Here is an 18,745-nt window from a genome sequence, read left to right as displayed (position 1 = left end):
CGACTGCCACCGCTGCTGCGGCGAATCCTGCGTCCGCTGCTGGACCCCTACCGCCGCTACCAGCACGCCCGAGTGATTCACGCGGTGCGGGTAGCACTGGGGCTGCTGGCGACCATTCTGCTGACCACCGGCATCAACCTGCCCCACGGCGAGTGGGCTTCGGTGACCATGCTGGTGGTGATCGGCGGTCTGCAACACCACGGCAACATCGGCAAGAAAGCCGCCGAACGCGCCACCGGCACCTTGATCGGTGCCGGCGTCGGTCTGCTGCTGGTGGCCCAACAGGCATGGCTGGGCATGCCGTGGCTGACCTACTTTGCGATGGCCGTGGTCTGCGGATTCTTCTCCTATCACGCCATCGGCAAGGGCGGTTACACCGCCCTGCTTTCGGCAATTACCGTCTTCATCGTCGCCGGACATGGCGACAACCCGATCACCGACGGCTTGTGGCGCGGGGTCGACATCCTGATCGGCATCGCCCTGGCCCTGGCGTTTTCCTTCGCCCTGCCGCTGTACGCGGTGTATTCGTGGCGCTACAACCTCGCCGATGCCTTGCGCGACTGCGCCACGTTGTACGGACGAATCATCAGCGGCCAACCGGTCAGCGCCGATGAACATCTGAAGCTGATGGGCCGGGTGACCACAGTGATGGTGCAACTGCGCTCGCTGATGCCTTCGGTGTCCAAGGAAGTGAAAATCTCCATGACCGAGCTGGACGCGATTCAACGCAACCTGCGAATGTGCGTCAGTACCCTGGAAATCCTCGGCAACACCCGCCCCGATGCCAACGACCCTGAAGCCATGGCGCACCTGCAATCGGCGCTGCGGGCCGAGCACCGGGTGATCCGCGTGCAACTGATCGGCATGGCCCGGGCCTTGAAATCCGGGGCGGCACAACGCCTGGCGCGCCCGCTGGAGCTACCGGACGCCAGCCTCGACACACCGGTCTACAGCACGCTGGACGGTTACCGCTTGCTGACCCGGCAACTGGCGGCGAACATCGGCGAACTGCGCCAGCGCCTGGCAATCACCGCGCCACGCTGGAACATCTGAAACAGTGGAAAAATCCATGTAACAAAGCTGACACCCTCACTACAATGCGCCCACAACGGATGTGACATGGACGCATAAATGCAATTCAGGAAAAGTATCAACGCCCTCAGGGCGCTGGCTGTGCTCGCGGTCGTGCTGTTTCATTTCAAGGTGCCAGGGTTTGAGGGCGGATTCGTCGGGGTAGACGTGTTCTTCGTCATTTCCGGGTTCCTGATGACCGGCATCATCGTCAATGGCGTGCAACAACAGAACTTTTCCCTCCTCGGTTTCTACGCCTCCCGCGCCCGACGCATCATTCCTGCCTTGCTGACCCTGTGCGTCGCGTTGCTGGTCTTTGGCTACGTCTATCTGCCGCTGGACGATTTGCGCGAAACCATCCGCACGATCAAGAGCAGCCTGCTGTTCAGTTCGAACTTCAGCTTCGCCCAAAGCGGTAATTACTTCGCTGCGCCGCTGCATGAAAACTGGTTGCTGCACACCTGGTCGCTGTCGGTCGAGTGGCAGTTCTACATGCTCTATCCCGTGTTGATCATGGGATTGCACAGATTCTTCGGTACCGGCAAGACCCGCTTGGCCCTGGTCGCCCTGGCACTGATCTCACTCGCGGCATCCGTCGTTGTGACACGCCTCAACCCGACGTTTGCGTTCTACATGCTGCCCACCCGCGCGTGGGAAATGATCGCTGGCGGGCTGGTCTTTCTGTTTCCCCTGCGGCTCAGCCAGCGCGGCGGCGCGATTTGTGAAGGGCTCGGACTGTTGGCGATTGGCATCAGCGTGCTGTTTTTCTCTGAAGCTGATGTGTGGCCGGGCTACATTGCACTGGTGCCGGTACTGGGGACGATGCTGGTGATTCACGGCAACACCCGGTCCGCGTTCAGCAGCCATCCTGCGCTGCAATTTGTCGGGAGCATTTCCTACTCGGTGTACCTGTGGCATTGGCCGCTGGTGGTGCTGCTGTACCTGTGCGGACTGTTGAACAGTTGGCCGCACGTGATCGGCGCAATGATCGCGTCGTTCGCAATGGGCGCCCTGTCCTACTACCTGGTTGAATCCAAGGTGAAGAGCGGTACGACCGCCACACGAACGGTGATCAAGTTCGCGTCGCTGACAGTGGGCGTGGTTGCCGTGTCGGCGGTGACGTCTTCGCTGGTCAAGGACCACCCCGACTGGCGCCCGGCGCTGGTCGAGCTCGGCCAGCCGGAATACACCAGCAAGCTGTATCCACAGGAGTGCTACCCGAACGAATTCGGGGCGGCGGATTGCAAACTGGGTACCGGCGAGGTTTCGGTGATTCTGTATGGCGACAGTCATGCGCAATCGACTGCAGCGGCGGTGCAAATGGAAAACCCGCAGGCGGCGCTGTCCTGGTCCCGGGGCGGTTGCCCGACCCTGGCCCACTTCGCCATGCACGACAAGACCGTCGAAAGCCAGTGCCGGGGCTTCAATCAGGAGAAGCTGCAACAACTGAAAACCGCGTACGCCGGGATCCCGGTGGTGCTGTTCAGCCGCGCGGCGCTGTACGCGGACTCGGATCGGGAAAACAGCTACCGGATTTCCTTTCCCGAGCGGCAGGCCTCGTTTGCCGACGCGTATACCGAAGAGTACGTCAGCACGGTGTGTTCGATCGCTGAAAACCATCCGGTGTATATCGTCAAACCGATCCCGGAAATGCCCTTCAGCGTCTACAAGGGCCTGAATCTGAACCAGCGATTGTTCCGGCAAACCACGGATATTTCCCTGCCATTACAGACATATGAGAAGCGCAACCGCATCGCCATCGCGACGATCGAAGCCGCCGCCAGCCGCTGCAACGCGACGGTGATCGACCCGACGCCGTACCTGTGCCCCAACGGCAACTGCATGGGGTCCAGGGACGGCGTGCCGTTGTACTTCGATGACAACCATCTGGTGGATGCCGGCAATCAGCAGCTAAAAGGCCTGTTCAAGGATCTGATCAAACCGATTTGAGCTGACGCCGGGTTTTCAGGCCCCAGCCCTGTTGCATGCCGGCGGCGGCCAGCAGAATTGCCGCCACACCGAGCCATTGCAGGGTTTCCAGGCGATGGCCGAAGGCGAACCAGTCGACGAAAATCGCCGCAATCGGGTAGATGAAGGACAGCGCGCCGGTCAGTGCCGTTGGCAGTTTCTGGATCGCACCGTACAGCAGCACATACATCAGGCCCGTGTGGACGATTCCCAGCGTCACCAGACTGGCCCATGCTCCGCTGGTTTGCGGCAGGCCGTTGAAGTGCGCGAACGGCGCGAGCAGCAGCACCCCGGTGCAGACCTGGATCAGGGCGATCAGATGCGGCGGCGTGCCGGTCAAACGCTTGATGATCAGCGCCGCTATCGCGTAGAGCAACGCCGCGCCCAATGCCAGCGCAATCCCCAGCAGATACTCGCCACCGCCCTCACCCTGCCCGCCATGGGCGCTGACGATCGCCAACATGCCGAGAAAGGAAATCGCCAGCCAGAACAGTTTCTGCAGGGTGATTTTCTCGCCGAGAAACAGCGCCGCCAAGCCGACCAGCATGAACGGCTGCACGTTGTAGACCGCCGTCCCGATGGCAATCGAGGCCCGGGAATACGAGCCAAACAACAACACCCAGTTGCCGACAATCGCCACACCGCTGAGTACCGCGAGGAGGAACGTGGTGCGGGTCAGAATACCCGGGCGCAAGAAGCCGAACGCCGCACAAATCAACAGCAAGGTGCCGGCGCCGAACACGCAACGCCAAAACACCACGTCCAGCACCGGCTGCCCGGATACCAGCACGAACCAGCCGATGGTTCCGGAAATCAGCATCGCGGCGGTCATCTCGAACGAGCCGCGACGGGTTGTTGTGTCCATCATTAATCTCCCTTGGCGTTTGACGAAAGCGTGGCAAAAGTATGCCAAGCCGACCGCGCACGCCTCCAGCGTAAAAAGCAGGCTAAACTGGATTTCTGCCTTCTTTATCGCGGGTGGTTTCCTTCAAATGCCTAATCCCGGAGTTGCCCCATGACCGACGATATCGACCAGATCCTCATCAGCGCCCTGATGGAAGACTCGCGCCGCTCGCTCAAGGCGTTGGCGCAGATCAGCGGCCTGTCGTCGCCCAGCGTGGCCGAGCGGTTACGCCGGCTGGAAGAGCGTGGCGTGCTCAAGGGCTATACGGTCGAAATCGATCCCAAATGCTTCGGTTATCAACTGCAGGCGATCGTCCGGGTGCGACCGCTGCCGGGGCAATTGCAGGAAGTGGAACGGCAGATCCTGTCGATCCCGGAGTTCACCGAGTGCGACAAGGTCACCGGCGAAGATTGTTTTATCGCGCGCCTGCACGTGCGCTCGATGGAGCAACTGGACACCCTGCTCGACCGGCTCAATACACTGGCTGAAACCAACACCGCGATAGTCAAGAAAACCCCGGTCAAACGTCGATTGCCGCCGATGGCATGAGTGCGTTTTGCGCGTATTCGGCGTAGATTGAGGTTTTTCCGACGAAGGATTGGCGGCGATGAATATTCAGGCAGTGATGCTGATGGCATTGGTGCTCAGCGGGTGCGGCACGGTGCAGACCGTTGTGAGCAGTGACCAGAAGACCGCTGAGCGTCTCAGGAACGAGAAAACCTACTGCGGTGCGGTACCGCGGATCTACAGCGGCGTGACATACGACTTCTGCCTGATGCATGCCGAACTGAAGGATGGCGTTGATGCGTTCGACTACAAGAACGCCAACCCCGGCGTGCTGATCGATGCCGCCGCATCCGGCGTACTCGACACCCTGTTGTTGCCCTACACCCTCTACAAGCAGCAGGCGGACGGCAGCATTGTGATCAACTGATCGCGCTTGTATTTTCGCAGACAACAAAAAACCCGCCGAAGCGGGTTTTTCGTTATTTCACAACAGCGATCAGTCGTCGCGGCTCATGATGCCGAAGATCTGCAACAAGCTGATGAACAGGTTGTAGATCGATACATACAGGCTGATGGTCGCCATGATGTAGTTGCGCTCGCCACCGTGGATGATCGCGCTGGTCTGGAACAGAATGCAGACCGACGAGAACAGCACGAAGCCGGCGCTGATCGCCAGTTGCAAACCGCTGATCTGGAAGAACATGCCCGCCAGCGTTGCGCCCAGCAACACGAAGAAACCGGCGGTGATGAAACCACCGAGGAAGCTCATGTCCTTGCGGGTGATCAGCACGTAGGCCGACAGACCACCAAACACCAGCGCAGTCATCGCAAATGCCGAGCTGACCACTTCAGCGCCGCCCTGCATGCCCAGGTAACGGTTGAGGATCGGGCCAAGCAGGAAACCCATGAAACCGGTCAGCGCAAATGCAGACACCAGGCCCCACGCGGAATCACGGAGTTTGTTGGTAAGGAAGAACAGCCCGTAAAAGCCAATCAGCACCACGAAAATATTCGGGTAGCCGACGCGCATCTGCTGAGCCACGAAAGCCATCACACCGCTGAATGCGAGGGTGAGCGCCAGTAAGCCGTAAGTGTTGCGCAGGACGCGGCTAACCTCTAGCTGCTCAGCCTGCACGCTGTTGTGAACTGCGTAATCCTGTTCGCGCATGGCGACACTCCTGTTGGTTTGAAACGTTCAGTCGCAAAGATCATAACAGACGCTCTGTAACAAGCCATGCACAGAGTTTGACAGTGTGTTTCATTCAGGTATTATGGCGCCCGCAACGCAACGGAGGTGTGGCCGAGTGGTTTAAGGCAACGGTCTTGAAAACCGTCGACTGTAACAGGTCCATGAGTTCGAATCCCATCGCCTCCGCCATCTTATGTACGACAAAGCCCTGATTATTCAGGGCTTTGTCGTTTCTGGGTTTCGAGATTTCTGCGTCCATCTCTGCCCATCGTTTCCGCATCTTTTGGGTCATTTCCGCAACCCTTCTCTCCGACATCACTGGTTCGACGTCGACCCACCTGGGCATGCGGGTGTCTTCAACGGACAGCTTTCGGCCAAAAGCGGACAACTAGGAGTGGCTACGAAATCCGGGGCGACTCAGTCAGCCTGAAGAAATCAAGCGTTTGAATTAGAGCTCGGCAATGTGCGCCCTACTTCACCAGATGTTGTTTGAGCAGACCTAGTTTGGGATCAACGGCTGGCGTTTGTGAGCGAATCTGGCTCAAGGGTAGCCATCTGGCCTACATGTTAGGAGTTCAAGACCCTACGTTGACCACCACCTTACCTACAGCCTGACCGGATTCAACCAGTGAGTGTGCATTTTGGGCCTCCTCTAGCGAATAGACGTGCTCATCTACCAAAGGCTTGAGTTTGCCCTCCTCCGCCAAGCGGGTTGCGAATTCCAGGATTTCACCATGATGTGCGCGGCCATTCCCACTGAGCATAGGTAGAAGGACGAACACTCCTGAAAGGGTTACGCACCGGAGTGAGCCTGCCGCCAGGTTATGCACACCAAAAGCCGCGCAGCTGACAACATGTCCATAAGGTTTAACGCTAACCAGAGCATCATCTAGGCTCGACCCGCCCACGGTGTCATATGCCAAATCGAAGCCAACCCCGTCCGCGTATTCACTCACGATCTGTTCGATGGTTGTGCTGCGGTAGTCAATGGGGGTCGCGCCATATGCTTTAACGATATCAGCCTTTTGCGCAGAAGCTGTTGCGAAGACGTGTGCTCCGTGAGCGATTGCGATCTGGACTGCGACGTGCCCAACGCCACCTGCGCCACCTTGCACAAATACCCGCTGCCCCCGCTGGACATTTGCACGATCTACGAGGCCTTCCCAGGCGGTGAGGAATACAAGTGGCAGAGCAGCAGCTTCACGCATGCTCAGATTTTCTGGTTTGAGCGCCAGTAGGTCTGCATCTACCGCTGAATATTCAGCCAATGTGCCGGGAAGCCCACGTACGCCCCCGGTCAGCCCGTAGACCTCATCCCCTATTTTGAAGCGACTAACCCCTTCACCGACGAGCTCAACCACACCGGCTAAATCCGTGCCGAGAATCGCGGGCAATTCAGGCATTGCATACGGGGCGACGCCAGCTCTGATCTTGGTATCAATTGGATTTAGGCCGCTGGCAACGACGCGGACGAGAACTTGGCCGGGGCCAGCGGTAGGCTTTACTACGGATGTAAGGTGTAGCGTCCCATCGGTGTAATCTTTTAGAACCTGGGCATGCATAGTCAGCGGCGTGGACACGAGAGTGCCTCCTTGAGATGGGCAGGACTGAAAGGAAAGTATCAGTTAAGATTGGGGGAATAGGTCTATTCTGTCTACTAGGCACTATTTAGTAACGTAGGCACCAAAAGGTAACCATGAACATCCCTACTTCTCGAAATCCAGGTCACCCCCTAGTGGTCTACGAGACCTGCCCTCCCCGCAGGATCCACTTTCTCATGGCTCCCAAGTGGTCTTCGATGGTGATTTACGTGCTGAGCTTCGGGCCGCTGCGCACCGGCCAGCTCCAACGTTCCATGCCCGGTATCTCAAAGAAAATGCTGACACAGACCCTACGCGAACTTGAAAGAGACCAACTGATCGTCCGTAAAGTCTTCCAAGTTATTCCCCCCATGGTTGAGTATTCGCTTACTGAAAATGGGGTCAGGTTTGTGGAGCCCTTGATGGCTCTATACGATTGGGCCGAACAAAACTCCGACCTGCTGGACGAAATTGAAAAGCACAGAGCAGCAGAGAGTTGCAACAATCTAGCAACGGCAGTCGACTGAAAGCCTTGGCTCTGGATGAGATACTTAAGGAGCTTTCGCACTATAGAACCTGGTCAGCAGGCTAGGGGCATTTGGCTTTGAGGTAATCCACGAAGACCCTCAACTTGGCGGGCATGTGCGTTCGGTGGGGATAGTACAAATAGAAAGGCTCCCCGACCGGACTGAAGGGTTCCAACACTGCGCGCAGCTTTCCTTCGGCAAGCTCTTTCTCGGCAAACTGGCGAAATACGTAGGCTAGCCCCACACCCTTGCACGCAGCAGAAACCACCGCGCGCATTTCGTCGTATATGACATTGCCAGTCACGTTGACCTGCTGATTTCTGTCATTAACCCAGAATACCCATTCGTAAAATTGCCCTCGCGTATGAAGTCGCTGACGAATGCAGGTATGGGCTATCAGTAGCTGGGGCTCCTTAGGCTCGCCGTGTTGACGGAAGTAGTCTGGAGAACCAACGACAATGCGATGTTGGGGCAGCCCCAGAGGCACGCCGATCATATCTTGCTGGACGGTATGCCCCAACCGCACGCCGACATCGAATCCCCCTCCCACAATATCGCTGAGAATGTTGTCGATGGAAACTTCCACGCTCAGCGCCGGATACAACCGCAAGAACTCGGTGAGATGAGGCTCGATCAAGGAGACGAACGCGACGTGGGAGGAATTGATGCGTAGTTCCCCGCTCGGCTGATCGTAGTCTGATCGGATCTGATCGATGGCGCTGTCCACGGAAGCCAGCGCAGGCTCGACAGTCTTGAGTAACTGACTTCCGGCATCGGTCAGGGAAACGCTGCGCGTGGTGCGATTAAAGAGCCTGGCGCCCAGCGCTGCCTCCACCTGCTTTATCGTTTTGGAGACCGCCGTAGAGCTGACACCCAACTCGGAGGCAGCACGGGCAAAGCTCAAATTGCGGGCCACCGTCACGAACACCGAAAGTCCAGGGAGAAGTGCCGGGTTATGACCGCTCGATGTGGATTGCAAATTCGCCTCGATTATCAACTTTAAGTTCATAACCTATAACGAACTTACTGCCTTATCGTCAACAAACCTCGCCATTAAGCTCGGTGCTTCATTTAAGCATTCCAAGAGGATGACACCTTGCTTACGAATCGCACTCCCCGGTCTGAGTTTGAAAATCGTTGGAAGCGCGCCCAAGCTGTTGCCAAGGCCAACGGCGTTGAGGCACTGGTTATCTGGGGTAAAGGTGGCGGCACCGTCGACACAGCTAACGACCTGATCTACCTCTCCAACTATTGCCCTGTGTTTCCCTATGCTCCGGATCTACCGGGTCTCTGGGCGGGACTTTCTCACGGCGCCGTCATCATCCCTGCGACAGGCGAACCCATTTTAGTCACCGAGTCACCGGCGATTCGTCGGGACGTGATTGCCGTTGAGGACGTGCGCTCGGCAAATGGCTTCGTTCCCGACAAAGTTGCGGCAACGCTAAAGGAAATGGGCCTCGGCAGTTCCCGCGTAGGCCTGGTCGCCGGGCCTTGGTTGGTTGCGTCTGTCTACAAACGCCTGCTCAGCGCTGCGGTGGGCGTACAGTTCATAGAGCTCGATTACGCTATTGAAGGGCTGCGCACCCATAAGTCAGCTTTCGAGTTCGAACTGCTTCGCGAAGCCGCCGAGGTGGGCAATGCCTCCATGGAGGCGATGATGAAAAGTGCAGCCACCGTTGGCACCACTGAAGCCGATGCTGTTGCGGCTGCCTACAACATTGCTATTCGTCGGGGCGCGGCAATGATCGACGCGGCCTGCTCCTCAGGCCCCCATTCATCCTTCTACGCACATGGCATGGCTCCGCAATGGACGACACGCGAGCTTGAAGCGGGCGACCTCTTCCACTGTGACATGTACGGGGCAGCCGTCGAAGGCTACACTTGGGACTTTTCGCGATCTGTCGTCGCAGGCGGTAAATGGACAGCTGAACAGAATGAAGTGTACGACGGCGCAATTGCGGCCATTGAGGCAGGCGTTGACGCGTGCAAGCCGGGGGTGTCGGCACAAGCGCTGTATGACGTCGTTCTGCAGGTACTTCAGAGCAGAGAGATTTATTGCGGATACCCGCTGCACGGGCATTCCTACGGTATTGGCTGGGAATCGCCTTGGTTGGTGCCTGGCAACGAAACGAAGATTGAGGCCGGCATGGCAATTGCCATCGAATGCATGGCTGGACGAAAAGACGTTGGCTTCGTGAAGTTCGAGCATAACGTGCTGGTGCACGCTGATCGCGTAGAACTGATTTCAACTTGCCCAGCCCGCCTGTAACGCCATATTCCTGACACGGATTAAATAGCAGCTGCAATGCCCGCCCTGATGATGGGACGGGCATTCGCGCCGCTATTCCTAAGTCTACGAGTTAGTCGCGGCTATTCGCACAACTCTACGTCCAATTCACGTTCCTTGATGTTGGCGATGGGCTGAAGGATGGAACCATCGAACTCACGAAGCTCTGCGCCTGCCTCGATCAGCAAAGGATAGTCAGGATTGCCGAGCGCGCCGCGCCCCAGCGCCACAAGATCAGCCCCCGAACGTATTACCTCGGCTGCACGATCTGGATCATGAAGGCCGCCGTTCGCGATGATCGACACGCCCGGAGCATACTTCCTGGCCATAGCGACGAGACTGTCTTGAGAACCCTCGAATGCAGGCTGCCACGCCTCATATTCAGTGACATGAATAAAATCGACATCAGCATCAGCCAGAGTGCTGAAGATGATTTGAGCGTCGCTTTCACCACCGAGCCACTTGTTCTTGAAATCGTTGACCTTGCCCTGAGAAATACGTATGCCCACCGGCACTTTCGCTCCGACACGTTCCTTCACCGCAGCGACCACCTCGACGAGAAGACTCATGCGCTGACGGATATCACCGCCCCAGCAGTCATTGCGCAAGTTGGTGTGGGCCGTTAAAAACTGGTCGAGTAGGTACCCGTTCGCTCCGTGGATTTCGATACCATCAAATCCTGCCACCTCGACCGCACGTGCTGCCGTATCCACGAAGCCTTGAATGGCCTCCGCGATCTCAGCTTCAGTCATTTCGACAGGCATACGGTAAGAGCCTGTGCCATGGTAAACAGTCATCTGCTTGCCCACGGGCTGAACGGCAGAGGGGGCAATGTTGTGATGGCGATAGATATTGCCCTGACTCAGCGCACCGGCGTGCATGATCTGCGCAAAAACGAGAGTGCCCTGCGCCTGCAGATCCTGGTTGAGCATCGACCATTCTGCTGCCTGCTCCTCATCTGCTAATCCCGGTTGGTTGGGGTACCCCTGCGAAAATGCCTTATCGGTGTACAAACCTTCGGTGATGATTAGACCGAACCCGCCTTTGGCGAACCGTAGGTAATAGTCACGCATAGTTTGTGTGACCAGGCCGTCCTCCGTCGCAGTTACCCGCGTCATCGGTGCTACCGATAGGCGGTTCCGGAAATGCGCGCCTTTGATATCGTAGGCCGATAAGATGACTTGCTTTGTTTCGCTCATAATTGCCTCGTAAAGTCGTTTAACACACTATGGAACCGGCTGTTTCAAGCATCCTATCGAGCGAAATCGGCGAGACAAAGGCTCTTGCCAGTGAAGCGGGCTTAACAAAGAAGGATATAAAATGCTGACGTCCGACCTTCGAGTATTTCAGGCAGTCGCGTCTGCCGGCAGTCTTTCCGCTGCTGCGCGTCAACTGGATGTGCAGCCTATGCAGGTGTCACGGCGAGTGGCCGCACTGGAGGAAGAATTGGGCACGCGCTTGTTCCATCGCACCACCCGATCAGTTTCGCTCACCTCTGAAGGCCAGCTCTTCCTACCGTATGCATCAACGATAATTGATGCGGAAGACAGTGCGAAAAGCGAACTGGGCCCAGCGTCCGCCAAAGCGAAAGGCGTCCTGCGCATGACCGCACCGAGCGTATTTGGCCAATCAATAGTGGTGCCTATGCTCTCTCGCTTATTGGAAGCCCATCCTGATCTGAGCGTTGACCTAGATCTCTCGGACAAAGTGATCGACATCGTCGGACAAGGGCTGGATCTAGCCCTTCGCCTTGCACCGTTGGGAGATTCCGAACTGGTCGCCAAGCGAGTTACTTCAAACCCCCGCGTGATATGTGCATCGCCTGACTACCTACGCCGCAATGGCCGACCTACGAAGTTGACTGAGCTGGCGGCTCACCACTGCATTCAGCTTCAAGCCATTCCGCGCTGGCCGTTCATCATTGATGGAGAGCTCACTCGCAAGCGTGTAAACGGTCGTGTCAACACCAGCAGCGTAGACGCGGTAAGAAGCGCAGCGATCCAAGGTCTCGGCCTCGCCATGCTGACCTCATGGGACATCATCCGCCAAGTGCGCGACGGCAAGCTTGAAATCGTTGAGTTACAGGATGCCGAAATGGAGGATCTCTCGGTCTGGGCCGTGACGCCTAGCCGACGTTTTACGCCTATGCGGGTCAAAATATTCTTAGGCGCGCTGGAGGATGAGCTGGATATGATCAGAAAATCAGGCTGACGCACATTTACCTGCAACCGACGCCTCTGCGGTGCCCGAATTCAGCTGGAGAATTGCATTCCACTTACCCGCTCATTTGCATTCGACTTGACCAGTCGTTTGCATCAAGTGTGACCAACACAGCGGAGGGGGCGTTGACCGGCAGAACGATTTAGCCAATCTGTTACGTCGACCGGTTGAATCCACAGCCAAAAGCGGACGCTTACCAAGCCTGCTCTCCAGGCATCTCGATATTCGACTCGATCTTTTTGCCCATACTGATTCGCGGCTCGGTCGAGTACCCCAGAGATTCGTAGAAGTTTTTGACACTTTCATTTGAGCTGACGATTTGCAGGTTGATTTTCATGCAGCCTCGCGCGGTCAGAGCATCCTCTGCATGACGGACTAGATTCTTCCCTATGCCTTTTCTGCGGTGCGACGGGTGCACCGCCACCGAGTACAACCATCCACGATGGCCGTCGTATCCGGCGAGAACGGTGCCAACAACTTCTAGTCCTGACAGGGCCACAAAGAAAAGGCCATCCGCTGCGGCTAGTTTTTTGTCGATAGCCAGGCTGGGGGTGTTATGCGCGGCTTCGTAACCGAATACGGTTTCCCAGAGTTCCACGACGCAACGACGATGGTGTTCATTTGAGTAGTCGGCAATAGCATCCATGGTGTAGCCCTCGAATTGAAGGGGCTCACGCTAGCGCCTTGGCGTGGGAAATGTCCACTGTCTCTCTTTGGTCGAAAGTAGCCGTTCGTGAGAGTCAGCTATCGGCCAGAAGCAGACGCCTACGAACGGCTACTTCCGACTCGATGCGTAAACTCAGCGTTGTCTGCGTCATGCTAGGTCTTTAGCATGAATTTCCAATAAACAGTATAAGCAACATAAAGAATGCTAGTTATAGCTCCCCTTTCCTCTAGGCCGCCCTAATAATTTATGTGGCTTATATAAGAATCTTCTGCTCTGGCTCTATATCTTTTTTCTTTAAAAAGAAGACAATTCCCTGCTGAGGCAAAATACCGCCGTCTACTCGATAAATTTTCTGTATGGTGCTGTCGATTGTTAGCTTTGAAGGTGATGACATGACAGGCGCGATGTCAAACTCATAATCTTCCGGGTACGTTGCAATTATATCTAGCCCAATAAGTGGTAATTTTGTACCCTGATAATCTGTAATGTCACCTTTATAGATCTGTTGATATACAGTTTTGTATTCGACAAAGCTGCCGGGCGGAATGGTAATGGTATATTCAACTGACGTCTTTCTTCCATCACTTACAATGCTGATATTATTTTTAATTGATTTTGATTGATCGTAATGAACAAGATGCTTGCCATCTATAGAGGTGCACTCGGCCAGCAAAATATTGTATGGGCTTCCGCCAAGTGGATCCAAGTCCAGTCTAACAGGATCACTGACAACTGCCTGACTCAGATTGTGCAATTCATACCTGACGGTATGCGTACAGCGTATGCCCTCGTCGCACTTTTCAAAATTATAGACCCACTTGGCCTCCTTTCTAATTACTTTATTCTCTATAATATCTTGCCTAATTACTTTAAATATCTCCTCCGGTATTATTGTTTTAAACAGCGTATCAAATACATTTATATTTATTGCGTCATTTAGCTTGTTTAATTCTGCTTCTTTTTCGGTGCGCTGGGCAAGCTCTAGTTTATTGACGATAAAAACCGTAACAAAAACAGCTGCGGCCAGACCATAAAGAAAATTCTTTGCGAGATTTATTACCTGAACACTCCATGGATATGAAATTTCTTGAAAACTCTCCGTACTGCCGTTTGGCCTTGATATCGTTTTAGCCACCATCTCGAAAGGGGTATTGGAAGACCAAATGTCTAGGGCAAAAGCTAATAGCGTGATCGCTAAAACAATTCCGAAGTATGCTATATGTTTCTTGTTCATGAACCCTCACGCTAAATTTAAGTATTTTACAATTTTAGATTTCTGACAAGTCGCGCCAATTGCACTAACTCAATAGGAATTTAATCGGCTTAAGGCGATTTAGATTAGCAACATTTTATGATGTCGAAAAGAAATTAACCAACTATTGAAACGACACCGGCCAGGTTGATAGTCACCGAGCGCAGAGGCCGAGTGTCCGTTTTAGGCCGGTAATTTCTGATATGAGCGGCCGCAGGCTGGCTCCAATGATGGACTGGGCGTAGCCGCCTGCATGCCCCTAGCCCCGCCTGGCTATGCCCTAACAAACACAATGCTTTGTAGCAATTTCTAAGCATCCAGCACGTACCGCCCACGAAGGGCACTACCGGTACTATGCTTTTACTTTTACAAAAGGAGTCGATGCTGTGGCTGACGAATATTCGTTATCGGATGTGCTGGAAAGGATCTACCAGAATCAGCTCGGCCTGGAAGCAGCTTTGATGGAGCTGACGCTTCATGTTGAACAGCAAGGTTGCACTGAAGTCGGAGACAACGTCCGCGGGGCCTTGTGGGCGATTGGCGAAAACGCCGGATACATCAAGCAAGGACTGGCCAAGCTCAAGCGAAAGAGTGGGGGCTAACCCTCACCCACCCAGGTCTGCGTTCGGCCAAAAGCGGTCAGTCACGAATTACTGCCTCCGCCCCTTAGCTGTCATTGGTAATCCGCTGCTGGCGACCCATAGCTGCTTTCTCGGCAATCGCGCTCAGAAGGCCTTGATCGTGCCTGAGCGAAATGCTGCTCAATTCTTTCTGTCGAGCATGCTCCAACACTGCAAGGCTTTAAATCAAAAGAGTACATTTGTGCTCAAAGATTATGGACAACGATCTATGGCTCCTTTCCAACAACTAGATCCCAGCCACCATCCTCACCCTGCATAGCTAAATGCTATCTTATCCCTCTGTCATGGAGTGGATGCCCGAGTGAACGACTACGATTTTTCGCGTCTCAACGACAAAGAGTTCGAGGTGCTGTGCACCGACCTAATCGGCGCCGAAGAGGGCGTTCGTTTTGAACGTTTCAAACCCGGCAAAGATGGTGGCGTCGATGGCCGTTATTTCAGCCCGAATGGTGGTGAGTGGATCCTGCAGGCCAAGCACTGGGCCGCTACGCCCCTCGCTCAACTTGTAGCCCATTTGAGGTCGTCGGAAGCGCCCAAGGTTACTGCGCTAAAGCCTGAGCGCTATATCCTGGTGGTCTCGCATTCGCTCTCAAGGTTGAACAAGAAAGAGCTGGTCAAGGCCCTGAATACATCTTGCCGCGTCGAGGTCTATGGTAAGGAGGATCTGAACGATTTGCTTGCTAGGCATCGTAGGGTTGAGCAAAGACACTTCAAACTCTGGATCAGTAGCGCTACGGTGCTTGTCCACTTGCTTAACAATGCCATCATGGGTCGAAGCGATGCGATGATGCGCGAGATCGTTGAAAAGTCGAAAATTTTCGTTCAAACCCGTAATTACGAATGGGCTGTAGATAAGCTCAATCAGCTCGGAACGGTCATCATCACTGGTCAAGCAGGGATCGGAAAAACCACACTGGCCGAGCAGCTCATCTTGTTCTATGCCAAAAATGGCTTCGAGTTTCTCTCCATCAGTCATGACGTTCATGAAGCTGAACAAGCTTACGTGCCTGAGAGGCCGCAACTGTTCTATTTCGACGACTTCTTAGGGAAAAACTACCTAGAGGCCCTGACCGGACATGAGGGTAGCCTGATCGTCAATTTTATCAAAAGGGTCCATCGCGACCGGGCGACTAAAAAATTCGTACTGACATCCCGATCCACAATTCTTAACCAAGGCCGGATCCTGAATGATGCCTTTGAGCATAACAACGTCGATCGGAACGTAATGGAATTAAAGCTTCAATCGCTATCAAACCTCGACAAAGCACACATCCTGTACAACCACATATGGCACTCTGGTCTGAGCCCGGAATATGTTGAGTCGTTCTACATCGAAAAGCGATATCATAAGATTATCCGCCACCACAATTTCAACCCCCGCATCATACAGTTCATCACTGACCCACAGCGTTTAGGCGATGTTCCCCCAGTATCGTACTGGGATCACATTAACGATCTTCTAGATAACCCGACGAAAATCTGGGAACACCCATTTGACGCTCAGCTCGATGATTTCGGTCGATTACTGGTGCTATTGGTTGCATTTAATGGGGACGACATCCTAGAAGAAGATTTGGCCAAGGCCTATGCTACAGGCCTACGCATGCCCGAGCATGCAAACTTCAAGGGAAAGCGTGAGTTTACCTTTGTAGTTAGGCATCTATCAAATTCCTTAATTACTCGAGTAATGTCTGCGGAGAAGCGCTACTACAAATTATTCAACCCTTCCGTTGGTGACTATTTAATTCATCGCTATGCGAATGACGTCATGGTGCTCAAAACAGTTTGCAGTTGCCTACGCAGCCTCAGCGCCCTCACCATGCTGCGGGATATGACGTCAAACAAGCTGATCTCATCTAGCATAAAACAAGATATATTCAAATCGCTTTTTGAACATGAGAAGTCTCTAGGCTTTGAAGGCAGTCAGCCGGAATATCTTGCGAAAATATATCAGAATATCTGGGTTGCCTTGAGCACATCTTCAGCAAAAACGCTTCTCAAGCAAACTATCAATGTAATCTTATGCAACCCCATCTCTATAGGCTATCTAAATTGCTTAGAAACCCTAGCGGACGCTATTGAGGATGAAGTAGTTCCAGCGACATCGCTAATAGACTTTGTCATGCAAATAATTAATTTTGGAGTTAAAGAAAGTGAACTCGGCGCGCTGGGCAACTTAGTTAACTCGCTAGAAGTAAACGACATCACCGAAGCATCAGAGCCTTTCTCAGAGTTAGCCCAGAGCTACATGTGCGACTCGCTTGATGAGATATTTGAAGAACATATTGTGTTCAGTGATGGGTACGATTTGACTGCGGCCAACAGAACTCTCACTAATATGATTGATGAGAAGTTTACGAGCTGGCATATATCACCTTCAAACGCAATGATTGATGAAATAGTGGATGCCTATGACGTACCGTACCGCATGAAAAGGTATTTCGAGGAAGAGGAGCACAATTATGTGTCTCCTCGAGCTGAGCAGAACAGGCTCGAAACGCTAGATATCGATGATCTGTTCAGCAGGGAACAGTAGTTTCGGCGGTCTGGCTGGTGGTGTCTTTCGGGTACCTCTGAGAGATTCCCGGGGCTGGGATCGGGGCATAAGAGGTCGCTCGGAGGGCTGGAGCAGTCAAAGATTTTATCGAAGGCTGCACCTCCAGCTTCGTATGTATTTCCCTTAATCTTGTAGACACAAATGACGAGCAGCTTGGGTTGTGGTTTCAACCGGTCATGATTGACCGCTTCTGGCCGAAAGCGGTCGCTTAAAAATCTACTATACTGGCGTTGATTCAGGCCAAGCTTGGAATTTTGCTTTTCACAAGGGAGGTACTCATGACACTGGTGGAAAGCTCTGAGTTCATTCGTCACAAGCGTTCACTTGACGTACTTGCGAGACAGCGTCCCGGCTATGTTTACTTAATATCAAGGTTTGATGATGACGACAGTACAATTTGCACATTCGGAAGTATGGGATATATAGTTAATCCAATAAAGACTGGGGTTGGAGGCGTTGCGCTCGTCACATTAGCAGGCATGAAACAGCAGCAAAGGGTTCAGCCTACCGATGTCTTACGAGGCCCTTTCATAAGGGGTAGCCAAACCGTTCTCGGCAATCTAAGGGTCATCGAGAATCCGCAACAAGGTGGCGGCCATGCGGAAGAACTGTTTCTGAGGAAACTCCCTCAAATGTTTGATGAATATGGCGCTGCAAGTAAGATTGATATTTTTATTTCCAAAATTCCTTGCGCCTCAGCATCCTCAAATTGGATCTTGCCCACTGCAAACGGTGATCTGCTGCTTCCTTCTGGTTGCGCTAACAAGCTAGCTACCGTCATTCGATCGAATGACGGCATTACTTGGCGAATATGGTGGGAGCACGGTTATCCGAATCAAGCCACTCATACTGAGAGCATTGGCGCATTGTCACAGCTAAGAGGTTTGGCAATTGTTCAGCAATACTTTGGATAATGTGGAACATCCCCTCTGCCGTCCACGCCTCTTTCCCCACTAAATGCTATCAGTCTAGATACAGGATGAAGTTGCAGGAAAGGCGCAGAGCTTAGCCAATGACCGATATTGGCCATCAGCGGTCGGTTGCGAACGTCCACTTTTGGCCGGAAACTGACGATCAGGAGCGGCAGCTAATGGCCGATAGCTGCCAGCTTCCTCCTCACATTCAGATGCTGTAAGACACATCGGTGCGACTGGCATATCGCCATACTGCGCAACTTCTTGCGCACTTGTCCGGCCCAAAAACCCTGGTCATCGCGCTGCAGGCCTTGAGGCACGTGGCCCGCAGCCGAGTGCGCAACTTCTTGCGCAGTACTGCGCAAGAAGTTGCGCACTTTCCACCTCGATTCAGCAAAAAACATCGGTCATAACGCAGGCTGGAGCCGCTTTACCCCCGGCTGCCGGGACCTTCGACAAAC

The 18,745-nt window shown here is 54.1% G+C and carries 17 protein-coding genes and 1 tRNA gene; 11 read left to right on the top strand and 7 right to left on the bottom strand.

The genetic code is table 11. From position 1 onward, the window contains the following. The first annotated feature begins 12 nt into the window (after nucleotides 1-12). Both AC27VU_RS18210 and AC27VU_RS18205 read left to right on the top strand, forming a co-directional pair. On the top strand, nucleotides 13-1,053 hold the full coding sequence (locus tag AC27VU_RS18210; protein WP_488724624.1) for an FUSC family protein: 1,041 nt from the start codon (nucleotides 13-15) through the stop codon (nucleotides 1,051-1,053). Nucleotides 1,054-1,131: 78 nt separating this feature from the next. After that, nucleotides 1,132-3,021 (top strand): acyltransferase family protein, encoded by a 1,890-nt coding sequence (locus tag AC27VU_RS18205; protein ID WP_488724590.1) that lies wholly within the window; start codon nucleotides 1,132-1,134, stop codon nucleotides 3,019-3,021. Here the strand turns inward: AC27VU_RS18205 and AC27VU_RS18200 are convergent. After that, entirely contained in the window at nucleotides 3,008-3,904 is an 897-nt protein-coding gene (locus tag AC27VU_RS18200) for a DMT family transporter (protein WP_488724589.1), read from the bottom strand. The two genes, AC27VU_RS18205 and AC27VU_RS18200, sit on opposite strands and share 14 nt — an antisense overlap. Before the next feature lie 150 nt (nucleotides 3,905-4,054). On the opposite strand from AC27VU_RS18200, the gene AC27VU_RS18195 reads away from it, so the two are divergent. After that, the gene (locus tag AC27VU_RS18195; RefSeq protein WP_007915449.1) at nucleotides 4,055-4,492 is read left to right on the top strand and encodes an Lrp/AsnC family transcriptional regulator; all 438 of its coding nucleotides are present in this window, start codon (nucleotides 4,055-4,057) and stop codon (nucleotides 4,490-4,492) included. Nucleotides 4,493-4,550: 58 nt separating this feature from the next. Further along, nucleotides 4,551-4,877: a YceK/YidQ family lipoprotein gene (locus tag AC27VU_RS18190; protein WP_003224443.1), complete on the top strand. Its 327-nt coding sequence runs from the start codon at nucleotides 4,551-4,553 to the stop codon at nucleotides 4,875-4,877. A gap of 69 nt (nucleotides 4,878-4,946) precedes the next feature. Here AC27VU_RS18190 and AC27VU_RS18185 read toward each other — a convergent pair whose 3' ends face one another. Continuing rightward, nucleotides 4,947-5,618 (bottom strand): Bax inhibitor-1/YccA family protein, encoded by a 672-nt coding sequence (locus AC27VU_RS18185; protein WP_003224442.1) that lies wholly within the window; start codon nucleotides 5,616-5,618, stop codon nucleotides 4,947-4,949. Nucleotides 5,619-5,740: 122 nt separating this feature from the next. Here AC27VU_RS18185 and AC27VU_RS18180 point away from each other — a divergent pair. Then, nucleotides 5,741-5,828: transfer RNA gene (locus AC27VU_RS18180), tRNA-Ser, on the top strand. A gap of 386 nt (nucleotides 5,829-6,214) precedes the next feature. On the opposite strand, the gene AC27VU_RS18175 is transcribed toward AC27VU_RS18180, so the two are convergent. Beyond that, nucleotides 6,215-7,201, bottom strand: a complete 987-nt coding sequence (locus tag AC27VU_RS18175) for a zinc-dependent alcohol dehydrogenase family protein (RefSeq protein WP_488724623.1) — start codon at nucleotides 7,199-7,201, stop codon at nucleotides 6,215-6,217. Between the two features lie 215 nt (nucleotides 7,202-7,416). On the opposite strand from AC27VU_RS18175, the gene AC27VU_RS18170 reads away from it, so the two are divergent. Beyond that, nucleotides 7,417-7,746 carry a winged helix-turn-helix transcriptional regulator gene (locus AC27VU_RS18170; protein ID WP_400497950.1) on the top strand — a complete coding sequence of 110 codons (330 nt, stop codon included), beginning with the start codon at nucleotides 7,417-7,419 and terminating at the stop codon, nucleotides 7,744-7,746. Between the two features lie 61 nt (nucleotides 7,747-7,807). Here AC27VU_RS18170 and AC27VU_RS18165 read toward each other — a convergent pair whose 3' ends face one another. Further along, entirely contained in the window at nucleotides 7,808-8,755 is a 948-nt protein-coding gene (locus AC27VU_RS18165; RefSeq protein WP_103519810.1) for a LysR family transcriptional regulator, read from the bottom strand. A gap of 87 nt (nucleotides 8,756-8,842) precedes the next feature. Between AC27VU_RS18165 and AC27VU_RS18160 the strand changes: the two genes are divergently transcribed. Further along, a complete protein-coding gene (locus AC27VU_RS18160) occupies nucleotides 8,843-10,015 on the top strand; it encodes a M24 family metallopeptidase (protein ID WP_488724588.1) in 1,173 nt (390 codons plus the stop codon). Between the two features lie 101 nt (nucleotides 10,016-10,116). On the opposite strand, the gene AC27VU_RS18155 is transcribed toward AC27VU_RS18160, so the two are convergent. Beyond that, nucleotides 10,117-11,232: an NADH:flavin oxidoreductase gene (locus tag AC27VU_RS18155; RefSeq protein WP_488724587.1), complete on the bottom strand. Its 1,116-nt coding sequence runs from the start codon at nucleotides 11,230-11,232 to the stop codon at nucleotides 10,117-10,119. A 121-nt stretch (nucleotides 11,233-11,353) separates the two neighbouring features. Here AC27VU_RS18155 and AC27VU_RS18150 point away from each other — a divergent pair, with 121 nt between their 5' ends. Continuing rightward, nucleotides 11,354-12,244, top strand: a complete 891-nt coding sequence (locus AC27VU_RS18150; protein ID WP_400497947.1) for a LysR family transcriptional regulator — start codon at nucleotides 11,354-11,356, stop codon at nucleotides 12,242-12,244. A gap of 202 nt (nucleotides 12,245-12,446) precedes the next feature. Here AC27VU_RS18150 and AC27VU_RS18145 read toward each other — a convergent pair whose 3' ends face one another. Both AC27VU_RS18145 and AC27VU_RS18140 read right to left on the bottom strand, forming a co-directional pair. After that, nucleotides 12,447-12,899 (bottom strand): GNAT family acetyltransferase, encoded by a 453-nt coding sequence (locus tag AC27VU_RS18145; RefSeq protein ID WP_103519806.1) that lies wholly within the window; start codon nucleotides 12,897-12,899, stop codon nucleotides 12,447-12,449. 274 nt (nucleotides 12,900-13,173) lie between these two features. Further along, nucleotides 13,174-14,154, bottom strand: coding sequence for a hypothetical protein (locus tag AC27VU_RS18140; protein ID WP_488724586.1), 981 nt, complete (start codon nucleotides 14,152-14,154; stop codon nucleotides 13,174-13,176). A gap of 404 nt (nucleotides 14,155-14,558) precedes the next feature. Here AC27VU_RS18140 and AC27VU_RS18135 point away from each other — a divergent pair, with 404 nt between their 5' ends. The 3 genes from AC27VU_RS18135 (at nucleotide 14,559) to AC27VU_RS18125 (ending at nucleotide 18,284) form a co-directional block, all read left to right on the top strand. Continuing rightward, a complete protein-coding gene (locus AC27VU_RS18135) occupies nucleotides 14,559-14,774 on the top strand; it encodes a hypothetical protein (protein WP_488724585.1) in 216 nt (71 codons plus the stop codon). A gap of 340 nt (nucleotides 14,775-15,114) precedes the next feature. After that, the gene (locus AC27VU_RS18130; RefSeq protein ID WP_488724584.1) at nucleotides 15,115-17,349 is read left to right on the top strand and encodes an nSTAND3 domain-containing NTPase; all 2,235 of its coding nucleotides are present in this window, start codon (nucleotides 15,115-15,117) and stop codon (nucleotides 17,347-17,349) included. Between the two features lie 299 nt (nucleotides 17,350-17,648). Next, on the top strand, nucleotides 17,649-18,284 hold the full coding sequence (locus AC27VU_RS18125) for a hypothetical protein (protein ID WP_488724583.1): 636 nt from the start codon (nucleotides 17,649-17,651) through the stop codon (nucleotides 18,282-18,284). The last annotated feature ends 461 nt before the right edge of the window (nucleotides 18,285-18,745 follow it).

This window comes from Pseudomonas sp. 14P5.3.2, from assembly GCF_057799175.1.
The sequence above is the reverse complement of the archived record's forward strand: the minus strand, read 5'-3'. Positions and strand labels throughout refer to the sequence as shown.

Excerpts from the sequence above, each read along its gene's own strand:
- AC27VU_RS18205 (WP_488724590.1), top strand. The coding sequence starts at position 1,132 with ATGCAATTCAGGAAAAGTATCAACGCCCTCAGGGCGCTGGCTGTGCTC.
- AC27VU_RS18200 (WP_488724589.1), bottom strand. The coding sequence starts at position 3,904 with ATGGACACAACAACCCGTCGCGGCTCGTTCGAGATGACCGCCGCGATG.
- AC27VU_RS18195 (WP_007915449.1), top strand. The coding sequence starts at position 4,055 with ATGACCGACGATATCGACCAGATCCTCATCAGCGCCCTGATGGAAGAC.
- AC27VU_RS18190 (WP_003224443.1), top strand. The coding sequence starts at position 4,551 with ATGAATATTCAGGCAGTGATGCTGATGGCATTGGTGCTCAGCGGGTGC.
- AC27VU_RS18185 (WP_003224442.1), bottom strand. The coding sequence starts at position 5,618 with ATGCGCGAACAGGATTACGCAGTTCACAACAGCGTGCAGGCTGAGCAG.
- AC27VU_RS18175 (WP_488724623.1), bottom strand. The coding sequence starts at position 7,201 with ATGCATGCCCAGGTTCTAAAAGATTACACCGATGGGACGCTACACCTT.
- AC27VU_RS18170 (WP_400497950.1), top strand. The coding sequence starts at position 7,417 with ATGGCTCCCAAGTGGTCTTCGATGGTGATTTACGTGCTGAGCTTCGGG.
- AC27VU_RS18165 (WP_103519810.1), bottom strand. The coding sequence starts at position 8,755 with ATGAACTTAAAGTTGATAATCGAGGCGAATTTGCAATCCACATCGAGC.
- AC27VU_RS18155 (WP_488724587.1), bottom strand. The coding sequence starts at position 11,232 with ATGAGCGAAACAAAGCAAGTCATCTTATCGGCCTACGATATCAAAGGC.
- AC27VU_RS18150 (WP_400497947.1), top strand. The coding sequence starts at position 11,354 with ATGCTGACGTCCGACCTTCGAGTATTTCAGGCAGTCGCGTCTGCCGGC.
- AC27VU_RS18145 (WP_103519806.1), bottom strand. The coding sequence starts at position 12,899 with ATGGATGCTATTGCCGACTACTCAAATGAACACCATCGTCGTTGCGTC.
- AC27VU_RS18140 (WP_488724586.1), bottom strand. The coding sequence starts at position 14,154 with ATGAACAAGAAACATATAGCATACTTCGGAATTGTTTTAGCGATCACG.
- AC27VU_RS18125 (WP_488724583.1), top strand. The coding sequence starts at position 17,649 with ATGACACTGGTGGAAAGCTCTGAGTTCATTCGTCACAAGCGTTCACTT.